At 57.9% G+C, this 21,646-nt stretch carries 18 protein-coding genes and 2 pseudogenes; 11 read left to right on the forward strand and 9 right to left on the reverse strand.

Annotation, left to right across the window (positions count from 1 at the left end):
* Positions 1-130: 130 nt before the first annotated feature.
* The 4 genes from repA to J2Y63_RS30210 all read left to right on the forward strand — a co-directional run bounded on the left by repA (position 131) and on the right by J2Y63_RS30210 (position 6,861).
* The gene (gene repA / locus J2Y63_RS30195) at positions 131-1,348 is read left to right on the forward strand and encodes a plasmid partitioning protein RepA (protein WP_153517582.1); all 1,218 of its coding nucleotides are present in this window, start codon (positions 131-133) and stop codon (positions 1,346-1,348) included.
* On the forward strand, positions 1,345-2,337 hold the full coding sequence (repB, locus tag J2Y63_RS30200; protein ID WP_435269057.1) for a plasmid partitioning protein RepB: 993 nt from the start codon (positions 1,345-1,347) through the stop codon (positions 2,335-2,337). Before repA ends, repB begins: the two co-directional genes overlap by 4 nt.
* A gap of 195 nt (positions 2,338-2,532) precedes the next feature.
* Positions 2,533-3,747 carry a plasmid replication protein RepC gene (gene repC / locus J2Y63_RS30205; protein ID WP_435269058.1) on the forward strand — a complete coding sequence of 405 codons (1,215 nt, stop codon included), beginning with the start codon at positions 2,533-2,535 and terminating at the stop codon, positions 3,745-3,747.
* A gap of 150 nt (positions 3,748-3,897) precedes the next feature.
* Positions 3,898-6,861 carry a hypothetical protein gene (locus J2Y63_RS30210; RefSeq protein ID WP_435269059.1) on the forward strand — a complete coding sequence of 988 codons (2,964 nt, stop codon included), beginning with the start codon at positions 3,898-3,900 and terminating at the stop codon, positions 6,859-6,861.
* 235 nt (positions 6,862-7,096) lie between these two features.
* Here J2Y63_RS30210 and J2Y63_RS30215 read toward each other — a convergent pair whose 3' ends face one another.
* The 5 genes and pseudogenes from J2Y63_RS30215 to J2Y63_RS30235 all read right to left on the reverse strand — a co-directional run.
* The gene (locus tag J2Y63_RS30215; protein ID WP_435269060.1) at positions 7,097-7,597 is read right to left on the reverse strand and encodes a hypothetical protein; all 501 of its coding nucleotides are present in this window, start codon (positions 7,595-7,597) and stop codon (positions 7,097-7,099) included.
* A gap of 64 nt (positions 7,598-7,661) precedes the next feature.
* A complete protein-coding gene (gene tnpC, locus J2Y63_RS30220) occupies positions 7,662-9,299 on the reverse strand; it encodes an IS66 family transposase (RefSeq protein WP_435269061.1) in 1,638 nt (545 codons plus the stop codon).
* A gap of 45 nt (positions 9,300-9,344) precedes the next feature.
* Complete coding sequence (gene tnpB, locus J2Y63_RS30225) at positions 9,345-9,692, reverse strand: IS66 family insertion sequence element accessory protein TnpB (RefSeq protein WP_027997154.1); 348 nt, start codon at positions 9,690-9,692, stop codon at positions 9,345-9,347.
* Positions 9,689-10,084 carry an IS66-like element accessory protein TnpA gene (tnpA, locus tag J2Y63_RS30230; protein WP_435269062.1) on the reverse strand — a complete coding sequence of 132 codons (396 nt, stop codon included), beginning with the start codon at positions 10,082-10,084 and terminating at the stop codon, positions 9,689-9,691. The genes tnpB and tnpA overlap by 4 nt, the downstream gene beginning before the upstream one ends.
* Positions 10,085-10,639: 555 nt before the next feature.
* A pseudogene (locus J2Y63_RS30235) lies at positions 10,640-10,889 on the reverse strand (integrase); the annotation flags it as partial.
* 69 nt (positions 10,890-10,958) lie between these two features.
* Between J2Y63_RS30235 and J2Y63_RS30240 the strand changes: the two are divergent.
* The 7 genes and pseudogenes from J2Y63_RS30240 to J2Y63_RS30270 all read left to right on the forward strand — a co-directional run bounded on the left by J2Y63_RS30240 (position 10,959) and on the right by J2Y63_RS30270 (position 18,480).
* Positions 10,959-11,237, forward strand: coding sequence for a type II toxin-antitoxin system Phd/YefM family antitoxin (locus tag J2Y63_RS30240; RefSeq protein WP_435269063.1), 279 nt, complete (start codon positions 10,959-10,961; stop codon positions 11,235-11,237).
* Complete coding sequence (locus tag J2Y63_RS30245; RefSeq protein WP_435269064.1) at positions 11,224-11,655, forward strand: plasmid maintenance toxin (PemK-like); 432 nt, start codon at positions 11,224-11,226, stop codon at positions 11,653-11,655. The genes J2Y63_RS30240 and J2Y63_RS30245 overlap by 14 nt, the downstream gene beginning before the upstream one ends.
* A 691-nt stretch (positions 11,656-12,346) precedes the next feature.
* A complete protein-coding gene (locus J2Y63_RS30250; RefSeq protein ID WP_435269065.1) occupies positions 12,347-13,537 on the forward strand; it encodes an SIR2 family protein in 1,191 nt (396 codons plus the stop codon).
* Positions 13,538-13,561: 24 nt separating this feature from the next.
* The gene (locus tag J2Y63_RS30255) at positions 13,562-16,180 is read left to right on the forward strand and encodes a hypothetical protein (RefSeq protein ID WP_435269066.1); all 2,619 of its coding nucleotides are present in this window, start codon (positions 13,562-13,564) and stop codon (positions 16,178-16,180) included.
* 571 nt (positions 16,181-16,751) lie between these two features.
* Positions 16,752-17,129: pseudogene (locus J2Y63_RS30260) on the forward strand (transposase); the annotation flags it as partial.
* A 247-nt stretch (positions 17,130-17,376) separates the two neighbouring features.
* Positions 17,377-18,135 (forward strand): FadR/GntR family transcriptional regulator, encoded by a 759-nt coding sequence (locus J2Y63_RS30265; RefSeq protein ID WP_328589415.1) that lies wholly within the window; start codon positions 17,377-17,379, stop codon positions 18,133-18,135.
* A gap of 186 nt (positions 18,136-18,321) precedes the next feature.
* A complete protein-coding gene (locus tag J2Y63_RS30270) occupies positions 18,322-18,480 on the forward strand; it encodes a hypothetical protein (protein ID WP_155269259.1) in 159 nt (52 codons plus the stop codon).
* A 493-nt stretch (positions 18,481-18,973) separates the two neighbouring features.
* Here J2Y63_RS30270 and J2Y63_RS30275 read toward each other — a convergent pair whose 3' ends face one another.
* The 4 genes from J2Y63_RS30275 to glcF form a co-directional block, all read right to left on the reverse strand.
* Positions 18,974-19,405, reverse strand: a complete 432-nt coding sequence (locus J2Y63_RS30275; RefSeq protein WP_435269067.1) for a GlcG/HbpS family heme-binding protein — start codon at positions 19,403-19,405, stop codon at positions 18,974-18,976.
* A gap of 170 nt (positions 19,406-19,575) precedes the next feature.
* Complete coding sequence (locus J2Y63_RS30280) at positions 19,576-19,776, reverse strand: hypothetical protein (protein WP_413037881.1); 201 nt, start codon at positions 19,774-19,776, stop codon at positions 19,576-19,578.
* Positions 19,777-19,890: 114 nt separating this feature from the next.
* Positions 19,891-20,301, reverse strand: a complete 411-nt coding sequence (locus J2Y63_RS30285; protein ID WP_435269068.1) for a hypothetical protein — start codon at positions 20,299-20,301, stop codon at positions 19,891-19,893.
* A 66-nt stretch (positions 20,302-20,367) separates the two neighbouring features.
* Complete coding sequence (gene glcF, locus J2Y63_RS30290; RefSeq protein WP_077548349.1) at positions 20,368-21,645, reverse strand: glycolate oxidase subunit GlcF; 1,278 nt, start codon at positions 21,643-21,645, stop codon at positions 20,368-20,370.
* Position 21,646 lies beyond the last annotated feature (1 nt).

The raw sequence follows: 21,646 nt of genomic DNA on the forward strand, positions 1-21,646 counted from the left end.
GTCTCTGATTTCATGCATCGAATCCGGTTTGCCACAACCGTTAATTTCAATTAACTAAAAACTCCTTGACGCCAACGCGCGATTCAAGATCATTTGCGGAAACTTCAATGAATTTCTGGATTTTGCGTGAATGGCGACAAAAGCTGCGATTGTTGAAAACCAACAGAAGCGCGTCCGTGTTTCAATTGACGAAACCATAGCGCACGACTCGGCCTCGCTCAGTGGCCAGCTACAGATCTTATTCGAGAAGCTCTTCTCGCCCAACGCAAAGAAAACGCTTCGGCGTTTCAGTAGCACGGAGGCCGCAAAGCTTCTCGGTGTCACTGACAGCTACGTCCGGCATATTGCCTCGCAGGAAGAGGCCGTCACATCCGAAAAGACGGCCGCAGGCCGAAGGACGTTCTCGCTTGAAGAAGTGAACATGATCCGGCAGCTTCTCGGACGAACGAAGCCAGCCTACTTGCCCGGCCGCCGCGAAGGCGATCACGTTCAGGTGGTCGCGGTGACCAATTTTAAAGGCGGCTCTGGCAAAACAACGACCGCAACACATTTGGCCCAGTATCTTGCGTTGCGCGGCTATCGTGTTTTGGCGGTCGACCTCGATCCTCAAGCCTCCATGTCAGCCATGCTCGGCTTCCAGCCTGAGTTCGATGTGAACGACAATGAGACGCTCTACGGTGCTATCCGCTACGACGCCGAACGGCGTCCAGTAGGGGAGGTGGTCCGGCAAACTTATTTCGCCGGGTTGGATCTGATACCGGGGAACCTGGAGCTTCACGAGTTTGAACATGACACGCCGCGGGCTCTGGCATCTCGGGACTCCGCCGATACCGACATGTTCTTCATGCGTGTCGGCAATGCGCTAATGGATCTACAGGATCGCTATGATGTCGTAGTCATCGACTGCCCGCCGACACTTGGCTTCCTCACGCTTTCGGCACTTTGTGCGGCAACTTCGGTTCTGATCACCGTTCACCCGCAAATGCTCGATGTCGCATCGATGAACCAGTTCCTCTCGATGACCTCCGATCTGCTCGGGGTGGTGAAGGAGGCCGGAGGTAATCTTGATTACGATTGGATGCGGTACCTGGTGACCAGGTACGAACCCAACGACGGACCTCAGGCACAAATCGTTGCGTTTCTCAGAAGCCTTTTTGGCGAACGCGTTCTGACTTCGATGATGGTCAAGTCGACCGCCGTCTCCGACGCTGGCCTATCCAAGCAGACGATCTACGAGGCGGGCCGGGAAACGATGCACCGCCAAACCTACGACAGGGCCGTTGAAGCGATGGACAGCGTGAATTCCGAGGTGGAGACCCTTATTCGAACTTCATGGGGTAGGGCATGAAAGGCAGAGACATCCTCAAGAGCATGGTGAGCTCGGCCGAGCAGACCAAGACGGAAGCTCCGCAGGCGCCGGTGGCACACAAGCCAGCCGGCGCTGTCCGCGCTATGAACCTGTCGCTCGGTCGTTTGAACGAGGAGGCGGCGGCGGCCAAGGAATTGCGCGAAGCAATCGCGGCGGGCGACAAGGTCGTCGAACTCGATCCCGCTCTCGTAGAGGTCTCGTTCATTCGGGATCGTATACCGCTCGAAGCGGATCCGCAATTTGACGACCTGAAGGCGTCGATCGCGGAGAGCGGCCAGCAGGTGCCTATCCTCGTCAGGCCTCACCCTGCCAAGCCGAATTACTATCAGGCGGCCTACGGCCACAGACGTCTGCGTGCAGCAGACGACCTCGGCAGATCCGTCAAGGCAATTGTCCGTAACCTGACTGATGAGGAAGTTATTCTCGCACAGGGCCAGGAGAATGGTCCTCGTGTCGACCTCAGTTTCATTGAACGGGCTCTCTTCGCACGACGTTTGGAAGAACACGGGTTCTCTCGCGATACGATTGCCAAGGCACTGTCTGTCGATAAGCCGGAGATCTCGCGGCTGTTGCAAGTTGCCGAAGGTGTCCCATCTGAAATTATGCTGGCTGTAGGCCCGGCTCCCAAAGTCGGGCGGCCGCGCTGGCTGGCTTTCGCGGAAAGGCTGAAGGACAGTGCGTCGGCGAAACGGCTCGAGAAGGAAATGCAGGCGCCTGATTTTCTGGCGGACGAGACCAACAAGCGATTCGATCGTCTGTGGAAGGCTGTCATGGTAGCCGAGAAGAAATCGAAGGATGTTGAAGCGGTGCGAACCAAAAAGGGCTTGCCGCTCGCATCGATCGAACGCAATGCCCGCGGTTCGAAGATCACGGTAACATCGGCAGAATTTGCAGAATTCCTTTCCACGCACATGCATGAGTTCGTTGCGAGGTTTGAGCAGGAAAAACACGGAAAATCAGCGGACTAATCAAGTTGTCAGCTGACAATCGGAGCAAATAGGAGACATAGAACCGCAAAAGAAAAAGGCCCCCAAACGTCGCCGTCGTGGAAGCCTCTCTCTTATCTAAGCAATCTGAGAATCGCATTTCCACGAATCCCCGTCAAGAGTCTTTGGCGCCGTTTTGGTGCGCGGATTTCTTTTGCCTTCTGAAAGGTGAAGGAAATGCAGATTGGAAGTGTGACGACGCCCTTCGGGCGGCGGCCGGTTTCGCTTGCCCAAGTTAGAGGGCAGATGCGGACGGCCGAAATCAAATCCGGCAAGACCGCCGACAAATGGAAGGTGTTTCGTGACGTCTGCGAGGCGAGGGCGGTGCTCGGCATCCAGGACCGCGCGCTCACCGTCCTCGATGCACTGCTGACGTTCTATCCGGACAACGAGCTTTCGGAGGACCGCGGCCTCGTCGTTTTCCCGTCGAACGATCAGCTCTCCGTGCGTGCGCACGGCATTGCCGGCACGACATTGCGCCGGCATCTCGCCGCGCTCGTCGACGCTGGTCTAATCCATCGCAAGGATAGCGCCAACGGCAAGCGCTACGCCCGCAAGGACGATAGGGGCGCGATCGAGGAGGCGTTCGGCTTCAGCCTGGCGCCGCTGCTCGCGCGCGCCGAGGAACTAGCGCACGCCGCACAACAGGTTGCCGCCGAGCGTAAGCGCTTACGCATCACCAAAGAAGCGCTGTCGATCTGCCGACGCGACGTCCGCAAGCTGATCAGCGCCGCGATGGAGGAGGGGGCTGCCGGCGACTGGGGACGCATCGAGGAGATATTCCTCGGCCTGACCGGGCGCATCCCCCGCACGCCGACGGCTGCCGATCTACAGCAAATCCTCGAGGAAATGGAGATGCTGCGAGAGGAAATCCTCAACCGGTTGGAAATTCAGGAAGATTTCGAAGAAACGGCCAGCAATGCTGTTCAAAATGAACGTCACATACAGAATTCAAATACCGAATCCAGCTATGAACTTGAACCTAGCTCTCGAAAAGAGCAGGGGGCGAAATCGAGCCGAGCTATCCGGCCGGCGGGTGAGCCGATTAAAGCATTTCCACTGGCAATGGTGCTGCAGGCCTGCCCGGAGATCCGTGACTATGGGCCGAATGGCGTCGTGGAAAGCTGGCGCGACCTGATGTCGGCCGCGGTGGTCGTCAGATCGATGCTCGGCGTCAGTCCGAGCGCGTATCAGCAGGCCTGCGAAGTCCTCGGGCCGGAGAACGCCGCGTCGGTCATTGCTTGCATCCTCGCAAGGGAACCGCACATTAACTCGCCCGGCGGCTACTTGCGCGATCTGACGCGAAAGGCCGAACGCGGAGAGTTCTCGCTCGGGCCGATGCTAATGGCGTTGATGCGGGCGAATGCCCCGACCAGGCGGCATGCATCCTGACGCTCCCTCACATTGCGCGATCCCGGCACTGGGCGTGGCCTGCGCTGTATCGTTCAGTTCTGGCGTGGGCCGCTAATGTAAGGATTTACTTTTACGGGATGACGCCGTCCTGTACAATCATTTCTACGCATTCGCACGATCGGGCTCCTCATGAAACTTTTTTTGGTGTCTATCGCGATCGTTTTTGGAATTGCTTCGTCAGCTTCCGCTGACGAAGCTCCTAAATTCACGCCCGAGCAGCAGGATCGCTTAGTCATCAACGAGATGCTTTCGAACCCTGGCGACTCAAAACCCTATGAGTTTGCAGCTTTAGCCTTCGCCGCGAAGAACGCTGCGGCGGCCTATGATCGCGATCCTAATCTTCCGTATTCCCAGTGGAACCCTGTGAGTCCACAAGCCGCGGTGGCGAACTTCCTCGAACTTAAGATGACCAAAGAGCGCTTCATCGAAATCAGCGTCCTAAAGCAACAGGACGCGATCGAAGGCTTCACACTCAAAGGCACATATGGAGAAGCGGCGTTTACCGCCGCGCTCGGCCTTGCGACCATGAACGCCGGTGGAGTGGGTGTCGCGATTTCTCCATTTTTAACTAAAGCTGGCTTTGATGCCTTGGACATTTCCCCTCAAAACCCTCGATTGCCGGATGTCATGGCGACATCTGCAATGGTTTGGGCTTTCGAGGAGGTTCGCGCCGGAACTTCGACGGGGAAAATGCTTGCGGTCTATTTAGCTAAAGACAGGATTCCCGATCCCAAAGCCGACCGCGCCGATCATCGCGGCGTCAAACGCGGCGAGATGATTATGCGCCAAGTTCAGACGGCGAAAGATGTTAAGTCCCTTATTGAAGGAAACACCGATATCAAAAGGGGTTTGGCGGCGATGGAAGCCGCGCTGAAGGAGCGCAACGAGCAGACCGAGGCGCGCGCCGCCGCGGGCGATACGGACTTTGTACCACCGAAGGTGGATGTCACTGCGGGCGAAGTGTTTCACGACGTCGGCGATGGGCTGACAGGCCTAAGCTATATTCTGACTCTCACGAATAACCCAAAAGAAGCCGAAATGGTCGACAAGCTCGCTAAGGCTTCTAAGGCGATGGAGATGCTTTCCACCGCGCAAACGATGGGCCCTGTCGCGTGCGCGAATGTCTATTTATTCGCCGCGGTTATGATTTATTCGGCAATCAAAACCGCCAAGGCACCGGAGAGCCCGTATCCCGCGATCTTCGCCATGCTCGCGCGGATTTCCAAGCAGATCGAAGATATGCGATTCGAACTGGGCACTCGCCTCAATCAGATTGATACGAAATTAAGCGGATTCATCCAGCAAACGCTTGCACGCCTGAATGCGAGCCTCGACAATCAAGCTCAGATAACTCAGCTGTTAGCGGGCTTGCAACAGCAACTCAATATGATTTCGGTGACCATTCAAGGACAGATGCTATCGCTGGTAGACATTGCTTTTGCGGAACAGGACCGGAATTGTTTTTTACCGGCTGGCGGTGGCGATTACTTACGCTTAGAGAAGAACACATTTATTACCTGCGTGAATACATATTTGGATCGAGGTACCATCCATGCTCGATCGGTCTTGGCGAGCACGCCATTGGGCTCCGTTGCCACGTCCGACGTTTATGGCGCCAAGTTCTTTCCCTACAGTGATTATTACGAACAGCTGCGGAAAGCTGTAGATCCCGATGGAATCGAATATACCCGCTCGCTAGCGCATCCAGCCGTTTGGTATCAAAGTGCAACGTTGTTAGCGAAGCTTTTACGACTGCAGCCCGAATTCATTTCAGTCCTCGATGTGAACAAAGAACAGTTTGGCTTAGTCACATTACGAAGCGACGAATTGGTACGCGCAGGTCAGGAGTTAAAAACCTTTCGAGAAACTCTCTTGTTAACGTACGATAACGGCAAACCAACACTGCGCGGCGACCGAATTAGACATTTTTTAAACCGTATCACAGATTTGTACGGCGAAGTAGTTCAAAAAATACAAACAGAAGTGGCGCGACAAGAAACTCCGGTGGATGCGGTAAAAGAATTCAGCCAACCCTTCAACCGTGATTACCCTTACAGCATGTTCGCACAGTCCGTACCGTTCTGCCTCGACAAGACGGCCACGCTAACAAACTGGAAAACTTATCTTCGTAACGCAGGTCCCTACGTGGTGGACATCTCCTATGAGAAGGGCAATTGGGGCGCGGAAGGAGATTACGAAGGAGCGCGGAACTCGGTCACCGAAAAGCTCAGAAAAAGCGCGACCACCACCGACCCCAACCGCTTAGCTTGGGACCGCCAGATCTTGAATGCCATGGCGAAGGAACTTCCCCTTATCGAACAGTCGGGACATCGTGCAGCCTATATCAGCGCGTGTATTCAAACTCTAGAAATCAGCAATCTCGATCAAGTGGGTGGATACCCCGCGAAGATCGATGTTCGACTGGCGCTTCATTTGGATGTGGTCTTTGATACGGCTACGGGCAAAGTGAGTAAGCCCGCTCAAGACATTGAAGCTGCCGTGAGTGTGACCGTGCCCTATGGCGGCGGACTTGAAGTGTATAGTGGCCACAGTACATTTCGCATAGATGACATGGTGGCCTTCGGTTGGAACGAGACTATTTACCCGGCGCTTATAAAAGCCGGGTTCAAGGATGTTTCATCTCAGGACACAAAAAAGAGTTTTGATGAATTGAAAGCCGTTTGGCACGATGAGCTTTTTAGCAAACATCAGGCGACAATGAAGAGTGCGCTCGACGCTCAGTTAGCCGCGACTTACGAGAGATTTGTTTCAGATTTAAAGAATCTCGAAGCTTTACTGAGCATCGGTCTTGATGAAAACCTGGCTTCCGTTCAAAAAGTGAAGAAGGTCATTGATGAGATCTTCAAGGAGTCATCGCCTGAATCGTTGGTGAAAAGAGCCGTAATAGGCGGTGAAGATATCACGAACATGGCCGCAAAGCTGAATCAAGACGTCGAGTCTGTAAGGGCCGCCGTTACGACCCTCACTTCCGACCCAAATTTGCAACCGGCGCCTGATTTACTTCTTTTTGCCGAGAAAGAACTAGATATGCTTTATTGGATGCGAGCGGCTCCATCGGAACCCGCTAAGTAGGTTGCGCCGGTTTCTGCTTCCGTTGTTTTAAGCCGCTGGTCTGAGCGAAACGACAACTCAGGAGCGCACTCTCGAAGGTCTAGCAGCCGCACAGGCGGCAGACTAGAAGACTGGACCCATTCAACCGACCGGACGAGCCGCGGATGGTCCAGCGGCGATAATGGCGTGCATCCTGCATCCTTGAGCGCTCAGCCACATCGTATGCATCCGGTGAGGGCCACGCGTAACAGCCGGCTTATTCGTCGCCAGCGAAAAAGTGTATCTCCATGAGCCGAGGCTCATATTCCCCCTGAAAAAAGTATAATTCAGATTTCGTCTCGAGGACGATTTTGCTGACTATCTCGCTGCCATCGTCTTGACTGAATTCCTCGTAGAAAACCCGCAGTGAGTCTAACAGTGCTTTAGCAGATGGTAACGAGATGCCCGGTTGGAAACCGCCGAGGTCGACTTCAATCCCCTCGACTAGACGTATAGCAGACCTTTTCGGTTGCGGTTCACCATGATGTGCATTCCACAGTTCGAGCCACACCCTCTCAACTTCGACACAATTGCTACGTGTTCGCAAGGAAAACTCAAAGTCGGCATATCCCAACTGGCACGTGAATTCGTCTTCAATACCGAAATCCCAGCGGTCTGGAACTCCTAAGAACTTCCCCAATTTTTCCAACTTGGATCCAGGAACAAGAGGGTAATCGCTCGTTCCGACGAGCATGGAAGTGATTGCTATGACTCTCATTGCATTGCCTTCTTCTCGAAAGTGCGGCGGTGGGGAAAATTCATGAATGATCAGGGGGCGCAGGTTAGGCAGCCTGATCTTTTAGAGACTTCGTTGGCTGCCAATTCCACGGGAGCAGGTCCTCGAGCCTGATGATCGGCGTGTCGGCGATGCGGGCGAGAACGTCGGCAAGCCAGGCTTGCGGATCGATGTCATTGAGCTTGGCGCTCATGATCAGCGTCGCCATAAAGGCGGCGCGATCGGCACCACGATCGGAGCCGGCGAAGAGCCATGACTTCCTGCCGAGGGCGAAGCCGCGCAGCGCCCGTTCGGCGGCATTGTTGGTGAGGCAGATCCGGCCGTCGCTAAGGAAGGCAGTAAACCCGTCCCAGCGCTTCAGCATGTAATCGATCGGCTCGGTGACCGGTGAACTGCGCGACAACTTTGTTCGCTCAGATCGAAGCCAGGCCTCAAGCTCATCAACGAGCGGACGGCTGTCCTTCTGACGCCGTTGCAGCCGGTCGTTGGCTGAAAGTCCGTTGATGTCGCGCTCGATGTCGAACAGCGCGTCGATGCGCTTGACCGCCTCCAGCGCAACCGGCGAGATCGCGGCAGCATTCTTTCCGCGTTTGGCGTTGCTGGCGATGTCGGCAAGCACGAAGAACTTGCGCCGAGAATGGGCCCAACACAGCGCCTGCGTCAGCGGAACGGGATCGCGATCCGCCTTGAACAGTGGGTTGTAGCCGCCACAGGCGTCGGCCTGCAGAATACCGGTGAAGCTCTTCAGATGGCGCTCGGGATGCTCCTGCCGCCGATCGCGCGAGGCATAATAGAGCGCCGCCGGCGGCGATTGCCCGCCGAACGGCCGGTCATCCCGGACATAAGTCCAGATCCGACCGATATCGGTCTTGCCCTTCGCCAGGATTGGCACGGTGGTGTCGTCGCCATGCAGACGCTCGGCGGCCAGCACATGCGCCTCGATCAGTGCATGCAGCGGCTTTAATGCCGCGGCGCAGGCCCCGACCTGGTCGGCAAGCGTCGACAGGCTGAGATCGATGCCCTCGCGGGCATAGCGCTCGCTCTGCCGGTTCAGCGGCTGATGCTGGCCGAACTTCTCGAACAGGATCATTGCCAAGAGGTTCGGTCCGGCAAAGCCGCGCGGCGTCACATGGAAGGGTGCCGGCGGCTGGGTGATCTTCTCGCATTCGCGGCAAGAGAACTTCTCGCGCACGGTCTGGATCACCTTCCACTGACGCGGGATCACCTCCAGCGTCTCGGTGACGTCTTCACCCAGCTTCGCCAGTTTGGCCGAGCCGCAGCACGGGCAGTTCGAAGGCGCGGCAAGGACGACGCGCTCGCGCGGCAGATGCTCGGGAAACGGCTTGCGCGATGGACGCTTGCGCTCGAAGGTTCTGACCGTCGACGAGCGCGCCGCCAACTCCGCCGCCAGTTCGTCTTCGCTGGCGTCGGCTTCCAACTCCTCGAGCTGCAACTCCATCTGGTCGAGAAGCCGGGCCTTGCGTTCCGACCGGCTGCCATGGATGTCGCGCTTCAGCTTCTCGATCTCCAGCCGGAGCCGGGCGATCAGCGCATCCGAATGCGAGTTCACGGCCTGGGCGCGAGCGGCAACTGCCTCGGCTTCACGGCGGGCCGCACGCTCGGCGAGGATCATCGCATGCGCGCTGGCAAGGTCGTCGGGAAGCTGATCCGCCGCATCGGTCATGGCGGGATGGAATCATATTCGCTGCCGCCGTGCCAGCGGTTTTGCTCATCCCGCCGACGTCGGACGCCAGGTCTTTTGCGGCATGCGCCAGTCGATGCCTTCGAGCAGATAGCCGAGCTGCGCCGGCGTGATCACCACCGTGCCGTCGGCCGCTGACGGCCAGATAAAACGGCCGCGCTCGAGCTTCTTCGTGAACAGGCAGGCACCCTGGCCGTCGTGCCAAATCACCTTGATCAGCCCGCCGCTTCGGCCCCGGAAGACGAAGAGATGGCCGCTCATCGGGTCGCGCTTCAAGGTCTCCTGCACCATCAGCGACAGGCCGGGAAAGCCTCTGCGCATGTCGGTATAGCCGGTCGCCAGCCAGACCTTCACACCGCTCGGGACCGGGATCATCGCCGCTCCAGTACGCCAAGAATCCGGCCAAGCGCTTCGGTGTCGATGTCACTCTCGACCCGGAGACGACGCCCACCGCCAAGCTCGATTGTGACGATGCTTGCCTTCTTGCGAGGCCGGGAGACCGCCGGCGGCTCGGACGGGACCGCCGGCGCTGGCAGCGCTTCGACGACCTCCACTGGAACGAGTTGCGGGACGGACAGCGCGGAGATTTGGCAGAGCTCCTTGCGCCAGCGGAAGAGCTGGCTCACATGAATGCCGGCCGAGTGCGCGATCTCCGAAACGCTTGCGCCTGACTCGAGCGTCGCCGCGACCAGCCGCTCCTTCTCCTCCCGAGACCAGCGCCGACGCCGCTCGACCGACGTAATCACCTCAATCTGATGCTTCGTCATAGGACTACTCCTAGTGCTTGCACTAGGACTTGCAACCTTCAGCCTAACTCAGCAAGGCGGCCGTCACCGTGGGGATACGCCACATCACCTCGGCCAGAGGCTACCTGTGGGGTCTCACTGGAAAGGCGAGGCGACAGGCCTACCCGTCTCCGCGGTCTAACAGAGATACAAATGCGGCTGAGACATCGCTGGGGACGAATAACGTGAAGCTGCGGTGATGCAGAGCAACAGAGCGGGAGAACTGCGATGGCTTGCAAACCCCAAGCCATTGAGGTTGTGTACGAGTGGGAAGAGTTCCTCCGAGACGATCTTGGTACTTAGGTTTTGAAGGCTCCTGCGTGGTGTCTTTCGAACTGCATGCCCGCGGGTAGCCGGGTGTAGGGCACGGCCCATTAGGGTTCGGGTTTCAATCCCTGGAAAGTTCCTCAGCTGTGGCCACGATAGGCGCGTTCCCAAAGGAGCATATTTGAAGCGGGAATGCTGATGACGGATGCGACGCCAAGAGGACCAGACGCATGAAGGTTTCCCGTGACCCTTGGCACGCTCAGTAACGCTCGGAGAGCCGGTCGCCAGCTGGCACCAGGCCTCGAGATTAGCCGAGATTGGAGGCGAGTGCCCGAAGCGTGTTCTCGCCCATGCCTTCGCTGGCGAGGTGCTTCAGGGTTTCGACATCGTCATCGGTCAACAAGGCGGCGAGCTGGTCGCGCCGGTCGAACGGGTGGATGGCGTCGAGCGCGTCTAGCTGTTCCGCACGGCGGTGGATCGCTTGGCTGTCTGATTCGGACGCTCTATGATTGTCGATCATTGACCCTAGTCTCCGCGATCTTGCGGAAATTACGGAAAATCAGTATATTCCGGAAAAAGGAGTTTTGACATGACGTCGACCGTGACCGCCGCGGCGGTTTCCAAGAGCTTCGGGGCCTATCAGGATGCCGCCGTGCGTGAGCCGGTGATCATCACAAAGAACGGCCGGCCGCGCACCGTGCTGATCGCCTATGAGGACTATCTGCGGCTGTCGCGGCGCGACCGTCGCGTCGAGGCGACGGCGGAACTGAGCGACGATGACATCGCCGCGGTCGAAAAATCCGAAATGGAGCCAGGCTTCGATCATCTCAATGCCGAACTGCTGACGGGCAAGAATGCTGCCGACTGAAATCAAGGTCGGTCACGTCTTCCGCTATTCCTATCTCTGGCACTGGCAACATCTCGAAGGCCGCGAAGAGGGCGACAAGGATCGACCCTGTCTGGTGCTGGCGTTGGTCACCACGCTCGAGGACGGCACGCCGTTGGTGCGGGTGCTGCCGATCACCCACACGCCGCCGGCCCGGGCCGACGAAGCGATCGAGATCCCGCCGGCAACCAAGCGCCGGCTTGGGCTCGATGACGAGCGCTCCTGGATTGTGCTTTCCGAAAGCAACCGCTTCGCCTGGCCGGGGCCGGACATCCGGCCGGTCGATAGCGACAGCGGCTATTTCGGGCCGTTGCCGCCGGCGCTGTTTGCCGAGGTGAAGCGCCGCTTCGTCGAACTCGCCCGCGCGCAGCGGCACACGCCGACGGCCCGGACCGATTGAACCTGCCATTGACTTCCGTCCTTTTCCACGCCGGCTCCGGTCGCCACCGTGCGATGATCGCCTCGATCTCGCCGCGATAGTCGGTCGGGTAGACCGCGTCCTCCTGCCGCGCCAGCCAGGTGAACACGGTGGCCATGTCCTCGGAGACCTCGCGGTCGACGGCGAACAGGTCGGCGATGTCGAAGCCCGTGGACGTCGGCGTTCCACCAGGCGAGCTGGAAGTTGGCGACCCGGCGATGGCCGGTATCCTCTTGGGCGATGTTCAGCAGTTTCTCGAGCGCAAATCGGACCCGGTCGTCGACGGTGTTCGCTCCGTCTTCGTTGTGAGTTGGGGCGAATCTAGGCGATTAGCGAGTCCAAATCCTTAAATATCGATACTTGAAACCTATCGATAGTAACCGCAACCGAAAATGGGTGTCTAGGTGACGGAAATAAAGTCCATGATATGTTCTGTTTGTGCAATTTCAAGACGTTAATACATATGCTTAACGGCTGGTAAGTTTTTATCACCGTGGCCGAGCGAGCTGTTCGAAACGGGCGCGTCGCCTCGTTCGTCCACAGGATCTCGGTGTAACGCCTCTCGTGAAACCCCTTGGCGCTCAAAAATCTCCGATTAATTTCAATTAGCGTTCCGTGCAACTTTGATTATAGAAGCTGAGATTGCCTCGCTCGAATCAACGTATCTGTCCGTATGACCACACCCATTGTTCTTGGCGCCGACCTCCCGCCACTCCCTCCGGAATTGCTCGTTGCCAGAGATCGTGGCGAGGTCCTTTTCATCGTTGGTGCTGGTGCATCTTACCCCCCGCCATCGTCACTTCCCGACTTCGGGGGTCTGGTTGCAGACATCTATGCGGAGATCGACCCCGCAATGAAGGCGCCTTTGGCGGAGCTTCGGAAGAAGACGGATCCGCCGAAGTGGCACGAGATCACTGGAATGTTAACGGACCAGCAGCGGACGGAGCTAAAATTCTTCGCGCAGAATGAATATGACGTGGTCCTCGGCATGCTGGAACGTCGGATCGATGGCGACCCAAGCAAAATGAGCACCCTGCGCCGCGCCGCACGGAAGGTCCTGGAGCGGACAGTCGAACCCAACCCTTTACACACGGCGCTAGTGCGCCTCGGGCAGAGGTACGGAGAAACCCTGCTCGTCACCACGAACTTCGACCGCCTCCTTAGCATCGCGGCAAAGCGCGAGAAGTATTCTGCCGACGCCTATGCTCTCGGTGAAATCCCAAATCCCAGCCGCAGCACGGAGTTTTCGGGAATACTGCACATACACGGCATGCTGCCGCTCAAATCTCAGCGTGGATCGGCTCTCATATTGACCGATCAGGATTTCGGCGACGCGTATTTGCGGCGGCATATCATCACGTCGTTCCTTTACGATGCAGCCCGCATTTTCCACTTGGTGCTGGTCGGTTACAGCGCCAATGACTCGCCAGTCCGGTACCTGCTCAACGCAATCGCTGCGGACGAGCGGCACTTCGTCGACCTGAAACCACGCTATGCATTCGTCGGTTGCGATCCGACGGATCAGCGGACGCCCGTCGAATGGAAGTCACGTGGGATTACACCGATCCCCTATGACAAAGCGGACAACCACAAAGCTCTTGGGGCAGTCCTGACCCGCTGGTCCGAGATTATCCCGGACAAACGGAACGCGTCCCGGATCCAGAAGCAATTAGTGGCGATCGCCAAACTTGATCCCGACGGCCCGGGTGGCCAAGCTGCGCAGTCGTTTATTCGCTACTACATTGGACGATCAAATCCGAGCGAACAGGCCGAACTCAGCAGGCTCCTCGCATCTAAGGATGCCTCGCCGAAATGGCTTGGCATCCTCAACCAGTTGGTCCGCGATTTAGCGCGAGGGCGATAGATGAGAACCGCGAGACTTAACGATGTGGACGCGAAAATCGCTCAGAACACTCGAGCTTTCGCGATCGAGCGCCTGTCCGACCGGAGTATTCTTGAGTGGGCGCTAACACTGCGCCCAGACCAGATTGCGGAGCGAACGGCGCTGCGGGATTTGGTCGAATACAGGGTGAAAGAAATTGCCGAGCCTTATCTGCAAGCATGGCAATATCTCTTCGAGTTCTGGGACGGTCCTTCGGGAGACGCCTCTCAAGATCGGCTTCTGATAAAACACGAACTGAGAACCGGCGGTAGCCCCACCGAGATTATCAGTCTCATAGTCGCCGCGGTCAGGCCGTGGATTCGAGTTGAGAACGGCAAGAAATATGAAGCGTTCGGGCACAAGCTGCCCAAGAAGCCAAAGCGCGTCCGCGACATTTTCTGGGTGTCGATGGAAGGCGGACGGGGCATTGCGCCGGAGGAGATAGGTCTTGGCGAGTCGGAAGACAGGGACTTTCTGTTCGAGCTCGCTGTTGCGCTGAATGCTGCTCTTTTGAGCGGGCTGAACCAAGCCCGTCGGATTGGTTACATCGGCGACGCAGATCCGATGAGCTGGCTTGTCCAGCGCGTATATTACGTGCCGCCAGAGCAATTCGCTGACGGCGGGGGCGAGCCAGATCGCCACAAACAGGGCTTTGCACCCACCACCAAGCTTCTTTTCGCGGTCGTGAAACGCCTCGCGCTGCTCGACAAGAAGGCAGCTTCTCGCGTCGTGTCTTCGTGGGATACTGATCGCTCAAAGCTCTACAAGCGCCTATGGGCGGCTGTCGCACGCGACGAATCAATGATCGGAGCAACTGACGTCGCCGAGTTCCTCACAAAACTCGATGACCAAGAATTCTGGTGGCCACACGCGTTTCCGGAGATTGCCGAGTTGCGGGCAGTACGTTGGAACTCGCTTCCGGAAGAGGTTACCCAACAGCTGGAACGGCGAATACTAAAAGGAGAACCGGCGGGGCGTCTAAGAAAGCGCCTCGGGAAAGACGAAGCTAAAAATGCTCTGGTCCGGCTCAGCATGACGGAACTTCAGCGCATAAAGCTCGCCGGCGGGCACCTTTCCGCCAAGGCCGAAGACTGGCTGCAAAAAGCAGCTTCGGAGCAACCTCAGCAAATCGCTTTGGCATCCGTCACGCAAGACTTCGCGGCGGGCGTGAGGTCATTCAAAGATGATCGAGGCGGCGATCCCGCGTTCGCTGATGTTCCTCCGTCGCGTTTGATTGAAGAACTAGCGCGACAGCTGGGCGACGATGGATGGGACAACAACAGCCGAGCTGCATCCGACTATATAGGCCGCAATCCAGACCTGATCCTGGACCTGCTTGCAGGTAAACCATACTCGCCGGCTCGTGCGAAAGTTTGGCAAGCATTCGGCTACAGTTTCCGGCCGCAGGACATTAATGCGGGGAGAGATACCGCCACCGCGGAGGACCAAGCGCTAGTTCCTACAGCGCTGAGGGCGTGCGGTGAGATCGCCGGCACGGACGTGAAAACGCTGCAGGAGGCCCTATCGGGCCTTACCACGTGGATCTCGATCTGGGACCGCCTGTTGAATGGCGAAGGCGATTACATCCGCGCGTGGCTCGCGCTTTGGCCCGTGGCTGTTATTGAAACCAACAGAGCGCCGGGGTCCGATAGCCGGCTGGGCGATCGGTCGTACTCGACGCCCGTCGGCCAGCTAGTCCACGGGCTCATTAGAGCAATACCAGCCTTTAAACCCGGGACACTCGCGCAACCGCCTTGGTCAGAGGCACTTCTATCCCTAGAACAGGCAACGGGTGAAGCGAAGCTTCAAGCGCAATACCAGACGATGATGTTCTTCGAATATTTTTGGTCGGCCGATCAGGCCTGGACACGGAAAAACTTGCTGGCGCCATTGCTTGAGGCACGCGGCGAGAACGGCGACCTATGGCGGGCCTTCGCAGATACCCGATACATGCCCGCCCGCGATGTTTTGGTACAGGTCGGTCCGATGCTGGTTGAAGTGGCAGCGGGAAACGAGATGGCTGCGGAAGTTCGTGGCGCCCTTGCCAGAAGAGCAATTTACGCGACGATCCTGGACAAGCGCGAAAGTCGCGATCCTGCCATTCCGATCCGCCTTACGCAGCAGCTGTTGCGCATAGGGGGAGACGAAGTCCGCACAAATGCTCTCCGGGCCATGAAAAACTATCTCGAGAACCCAGGCGTCGAACCACCGCCGACCCCGTCGCAACGGTTCGCCTTAATCAAGGAGGTGTTTGAAGACGTCTGGCCGAAGGAGCTGACATTGTCATCCCCCGCATTGTCGGACGCACTCGCGGACTTCCCAGCAAAGGCCAGACCACATTTTGCGGAAGCGACAAACCTCATCCTCCCATACCTCACACCATTCGATACCTGGTCACTCTATGAGTATGGCGTGTTGGATCGGTCGGATAAGACAATCAGTGGCGTGGATTCCGCTGAAGATGCCGCCGCGTTCCTGTCGATACTGGATAAAACAGTGGGGACGGAGGAGGGGGCGATTGTTCCAAACGGGCTGGATCGTGCCTTGATGCATATTGCCGAGAAGAGCCCACGTCTTGAGAAGGACACCCGATACCAACGCCTGCTGACGCTATCTCGACGGTAGTCTTTCTCGATTCGGCGGCGCACTGCTCCACATAGATCGTCGGGCTTGGCATCATCGATCAACTAGGGCCTCGGGCGTTCCAAGCCGGGCCATGATTTCGAGAGGACGTGCCGATTTGTTTCCGGCAGCGCACGTCCGTCGGCCAGGGGCTGTCGGTTGGCATTTAATCGTCAGAATGCAGGTGGTCCGGCGAGTTGTGGCAATTAATCTGAGAATCTTTTGGACGGGTCTTGGCGCTTAACGGCTGCTGACACGGAGCAACCCTTTGTAAGATCTCCTAATGCTGATGCACTCAGCCAAAACCGCCATTATAGTCATCGCGGCGTTCTCGGATAAGTGCCAAATTCTCAGTGCGATTCTCAGTTTGTTGGGTCTTCCTCACTTTGCGTGTTCACTTGCCGTTAGACATGCTGCCGCTATGAGCGGGCATGCAAGCGAAAACGAAAACGAAATGGTCGCCCGGCCCAGGGGTCAAAGTTTTGGGTATCTCGCTCCCTGACGATGACAGCTGGGTTGTTTCCACCGCCGGACCAGCTTTCGGCATTTGCCCTAACCGGGCCGCGATGCTGTCCCGATATGCGATCCGGAGACCGGCCATGTGATCTCGCCGGTAGGCGCAGCTGCCCTCTTGCATGAAGCCGCGAAGCATGCTGACGATCAGCCAGGCGAGAAGGGTCGATGCTTTGAATCAGGGCTCGCCTGAGTTCGTTTTGATGCGCAGCCTTGGCATGCGCTTCTGCGGAATCTTTGCAGCCGCGATCCGGACAGGCTCGACAGCTGGATTGACGATGCCGTTAACTCGCGTTTGGTCGCAATTGAGCGGTTCGCACGCGTCTTGCACCGCGATCTTGACGCCGTCTACAACGCCATTGAGCTGCCCTGGAGCAACGGCCAAGCGGAAGGCCAAATCATCCGCCTGAAGGCAATCAAGCGTGCAATGTATGGCTGAGCTGGCCTGGAGCTGCTCAGGGCACGCGTGCTGCCGCCTGACCAAAATCGCCACCCACAAAGTGGGGAAGAACCCTTTCAATTGCTAAGTGACACTAGGTTCGTTGCGTTCCAAGCTGGCCTTTCCATGACCCCCGACGTAGACTCGGAATCGGAGTTACCAATTTGGTAGACCGATTTGGGTTTCACTGGTACTTTGGCCTTGAGCTGCCAAGTGATCCGCGTGTATCGAGATGGACCTGATTGGAATGAACGAACGGCTGGAAAAAGACCAAAATATGCTTGAAAAGATTGAAGGCGATAGAATTGCCGGTGTCCCGAACGTTGTAGGGAGAATACTCTCGTTCATCGATGAGCGTCGCTATCAGCCGAGCGAACGGTTGCCTTCGGAACGTGACTTTGCCGACAGGTTTAATGTCAGTCGCGGGGCCGTTCGCGAGGCTTTGGCTGCTCTAGAGTCGATGCGCGTGATTGAGCGGAGGCCTAACTCCGGAATTTATCTTAGAAATTCTGATGAAAGCAGCATTGAGGCCCTCGTTCTTCGTGCTTCTTCTGGCCTACCGTTCCAGCCTGAAGAGACCGCGGACGTGTTTGAAGTGCGAAGTATTCTGGAATTGCAGAGCGTCCGTATTTCCTGCGACCGAAGGCGAGATCAGGACATCGATCATCTGAAGAAAATACTTCGCAAAACTAAGCTTGCAATTGATAGTAAAAAAACAATTGAAGATGAGGATACAGCGTTTCATCTTGGTATCATATCCGCAACTCACAATACAATACTGCTTCGCACGGTGAAGTTATTTTACGAATTTTCAAAACAGCGCCGTATAATATACTTTTCAGACTACGCGCGTGGCAAGAAGGCTTATGAAGACCATTGCGAGATACTTGAAGCCATCGAGGGCCGTCACACCGACTTGGCGGTGGGATTGATGGACCGACACTTGTCCCGAGCTCTGGCCACATGGCAGACTCTCCTCGCGACGCCGGAACCAGCTGCTAAATAGTGCGATTTCGAATGGCCTACCTCTGGATCGGGCGGGAATTGCGAAAGGACGAAAACGAGTAACCGAGGGCCGCCGTTGGGTCGGCCCGGTCTGTTCGTCCTTTCGGCCTTGTTGCGTGACAGATTCCGAATCAGGACATAGGTTATGTCAGCCCATTGAACGCGTAGCGCAAGAGCGAAGACGTAGTTGAGCAAGGTCGTGCTCGTGCTGGTCTGCGGTTGGCTTCTCTTTCAGGTCTTCAATCTCGGCACGCCGTCTATTCGCGGTTCAACCCGACATGCGCCCGCGGGTGAACAGATCGCCACGGCCGACTGGCTGCCGAGCAGCTCGGGCGCCTACAGGTAGTGCCGGTATCGGACCAGAGCTGGAACTACCGACCGGATTAAAGCAGCCCGATTTTGGTCGGTCTCAGCGAGCACTTGCCTGTTCGCCAAGATTAGCGCCTTCTTACTTCTGCCATCACTTCGCCTCCCTTACTGCGCGGATCGTCTAATGATTGACGGGGTCAGCGCCTCCTTTGCCGCCGGAAGCGTGCAAAGCCTGCATCATAAACTCCAGCCACGATCAAGGCTTCGGCCGCACGGATGCCCGCCGGGCCAGCGCGGCGCCGATCACGCCGCCATCAGATGTTTGTCGATGTCGATGACACGCCGGCGGTGTCGATTGGGAGGATGGTCATGCGTCTTTCTCGTCACCCCGCGAAGCAAGGAGCACAAGGCGCGGTCAGCCCGCCGGCCATGACGACTTGAGGCCAGTCGGCTGGAAAAGTTCATCGGCAGAACCGCTTTTAGCCACATTTCCGGACGCAAAGCCGTTTCACGCTTTTGCTGGAAATGCTTTAGCCCTTGTCCGCGACCAGGCCCACCTGCTCGACAGCGTGCGCAGCACAGATTTCGTCGTTGGCCGATGCATCACCGGAGATGCCAACAGCTCCGAGGGTCTCACCCGCCTCCCCGCGTATCAGGACACCACCGGGAACCGGCACGATCTTACCGCCGGAAACGCCGGACAGGGCCTGTACGAAATGAATGCGCTCGGCAGCGGCCGAGTTCAGCCAGCGGGAGCCCGAGCCGACCGCCAGGGCGCCATAGGCTTTGCCAAAGGCGATCTCGAAGCGCAGCATGGAAGAACCATCCTGCTTCTGGAACGCGATGAGGTGACCGCCTGCATCGAGCATCGCGACCGAAAGCGGCTTCAGATTGAGCTCCCGCCCTCGATCCAACGCGGATTCGATAATGCGGTTGGCGACATGCAGCGTGATGGCTTTCATTGTTTTATCCTGTTCCGAGATCGCCTGCCCCTTTGGCCTTCAGCTCCAGCCGGCGCGCATGCAGAACCGGCTCGGTATGCCGCTCCGCTGAGCGCGGCCCTTGATGACCAGATCGACTGCCGCGAGGAGGGCGATGGACTGGTCGAAATCCGGTGCCATCGGGCGGCGGTTCAGTCGCAGTCGTTCTGGCGATCCACGACGCCGGCCGTGCGCTTCGGCATCTCCGTCACCTGCGCTTCGCTGACGATGCCGTCGCAGCCAGTTCGCCATATGCTGCGCGAGATGCACAGCGTCGCGCGGTCCTCCATCAGGCCGAATTTGTTGATGTCGGGCACCTTGGAGCAGCCGACGCCCTGGTCGACCCAGCGCACGACATAGCCGAGAATGCCCTGCGCGTTGTTGTCGAGTTCGCGCTGGATGTCCTCCGGCGACCAGTTGCGCCGGGTGGCAACCGGGATCGACAGGATGTCGTCCAGCTTCGCCTTCTAGCGCGACTTCAGCACTTTCGGCGCTTTCACGTCGACCTTGTGATAGTGCGTGGCGTGCAGCGTGGCGGCGGTGGGCGACGGAACCCAGGCGGTGTTCGCGCCAGCCTTCGGATGACCGATCTTCTGCTCCAGCATGGCGGCCGTCAGGTCCGGCATGGCCCATATGCCCTTGCGCATGGCCCCGCAGGCCGCATTCCGGCCCGGTATGCCGCATTGCGCGCTTGTTGACGAAATGGTAGAGCCTGGCGTTCCACGCCTCATAGGCTTCGGCGCGAGATCGTGGACGAGCTTGCCGAAGCCGGCCCAGAAATCCGCGGGTTTGACGCCGGTGCGATCGACCTGCAACGCGCCGTTTGAGTAGAGCCTGCGACCGACCTGCAGCCCGCCGACTTCGATCCGATCCGTCATGTCAAAGCTCCGTTATTGCGCCCCGACAGGCGCGTATCTCTTCGCGGGGGTTATGGCATCCCAGCCCTACAAGGGCTTGGGCCCGCCGGTCGCCCAATCTAGAAGCTCGGCGATATGAACGACTGGAATGTCCGTTCCCGATCCGATCTGCATCATGCAACCGATGTTTCCGGCGCCAATAACCTGCGGCGCGGTCGCCTCCAATGTCGTGATCTTGCGCGACTTGAGTTGGGACGAAATCTCGGGCTGCATCAGATTATAGATGCCGGCGGAGCCGCAACAGATGTGACCATCGCGCGGCTCCACCACTTGGAAACCTGCTGCTTTCAACAGATCCTTGGGCGCGGCTCGGATCTGTTGCCCATGCTGAAGCGAGCATGCGGCGTGATAGGCTACCCGGAGGGGCTCGGCATGGGCCGGTTCCCTGAGGCCGATAGAGTTCATTACTTCGCTGATGTCCTTTGCCAGAGCCGAAACGCGCGCGGCGTCTGCCGCCAGCGGATCGTCGCGGAACATGTGGCCATAGTCCTTCACGGTCGTTCCGCAGCCGGACGTGTTGATGACGACGGCGTCGAGGCCGTCGCCATCCAGTTCGGCGACGAGCGCCCGGATGTTTGCGGCCGCCATGCGGTGGCTCTCATCGGTCTTGCCCATATGGTGCGTGAGCGCACCGCAGCAACCCAGCCCTTTGGGAATGACGACCTCGCAACCGTGTCGTTGCAACAGCCTGATCGTGGCGTCGTTGATGTCGGTGTTCAGGACGCGCTGTGCGCAGCCGGTCAACAGGGCGACGCGCTTCTGCCTGCCGGTCTCGGCGGCGAAGGTTTGGGGGCGGTCGTTGAAACTGGGTGAGGGGATTTGGGCCGGCACCATGTCAAGCATCGCCCTTAGGCGGGCGTCCGGCAGCAGCCTTCGAAACGGCTTCGCAAGCTTCCCGCCGATCAATGCGAGACGGAACCGACCGGGATAAGGTAGGATTTTCCCCAGAATCCAACGTAGCGCGCGGTCGTCCCACCGGCGCTTGTAGTTTTTCTCGATGTATTCCCGTGCGTGATCGACGAGATGCATATAGTGCACACCAGAAGGGCAAGTGGTCATGCAACTCAGGCAACTAAGGCAGCGGTCGATATGCTTCACCGTTTGCCTGTCCGGGACCTTGCCGTTTTCCATCATATCCTTGATCAGGTAAATGCGTCCGCGCGGGCTGTCGAGTTCATCGCCAAGAACCTTGTAGGTAGGGCATGTGGCCGTGCAAAAACCGCAGTGAACGCACGATCTGAGAATTTCGTTCGAGCGCCTGGTCGTCGCGTCGGTCAACTGTTCTGCCGTGAAGTTCGTCTGCATC

Origin of the sequence: Shinella sp. BE166 (assembly GCF_051201095.1) — a bacterium.
In the GTDB taxonomy this organism is placed as follows: domain Bacteria; phylum Pseudomonadota; class Alphaproteobacteria; order Rhizobiales; family Rhizobiaceae; genus Shinella; species Shinella lacus.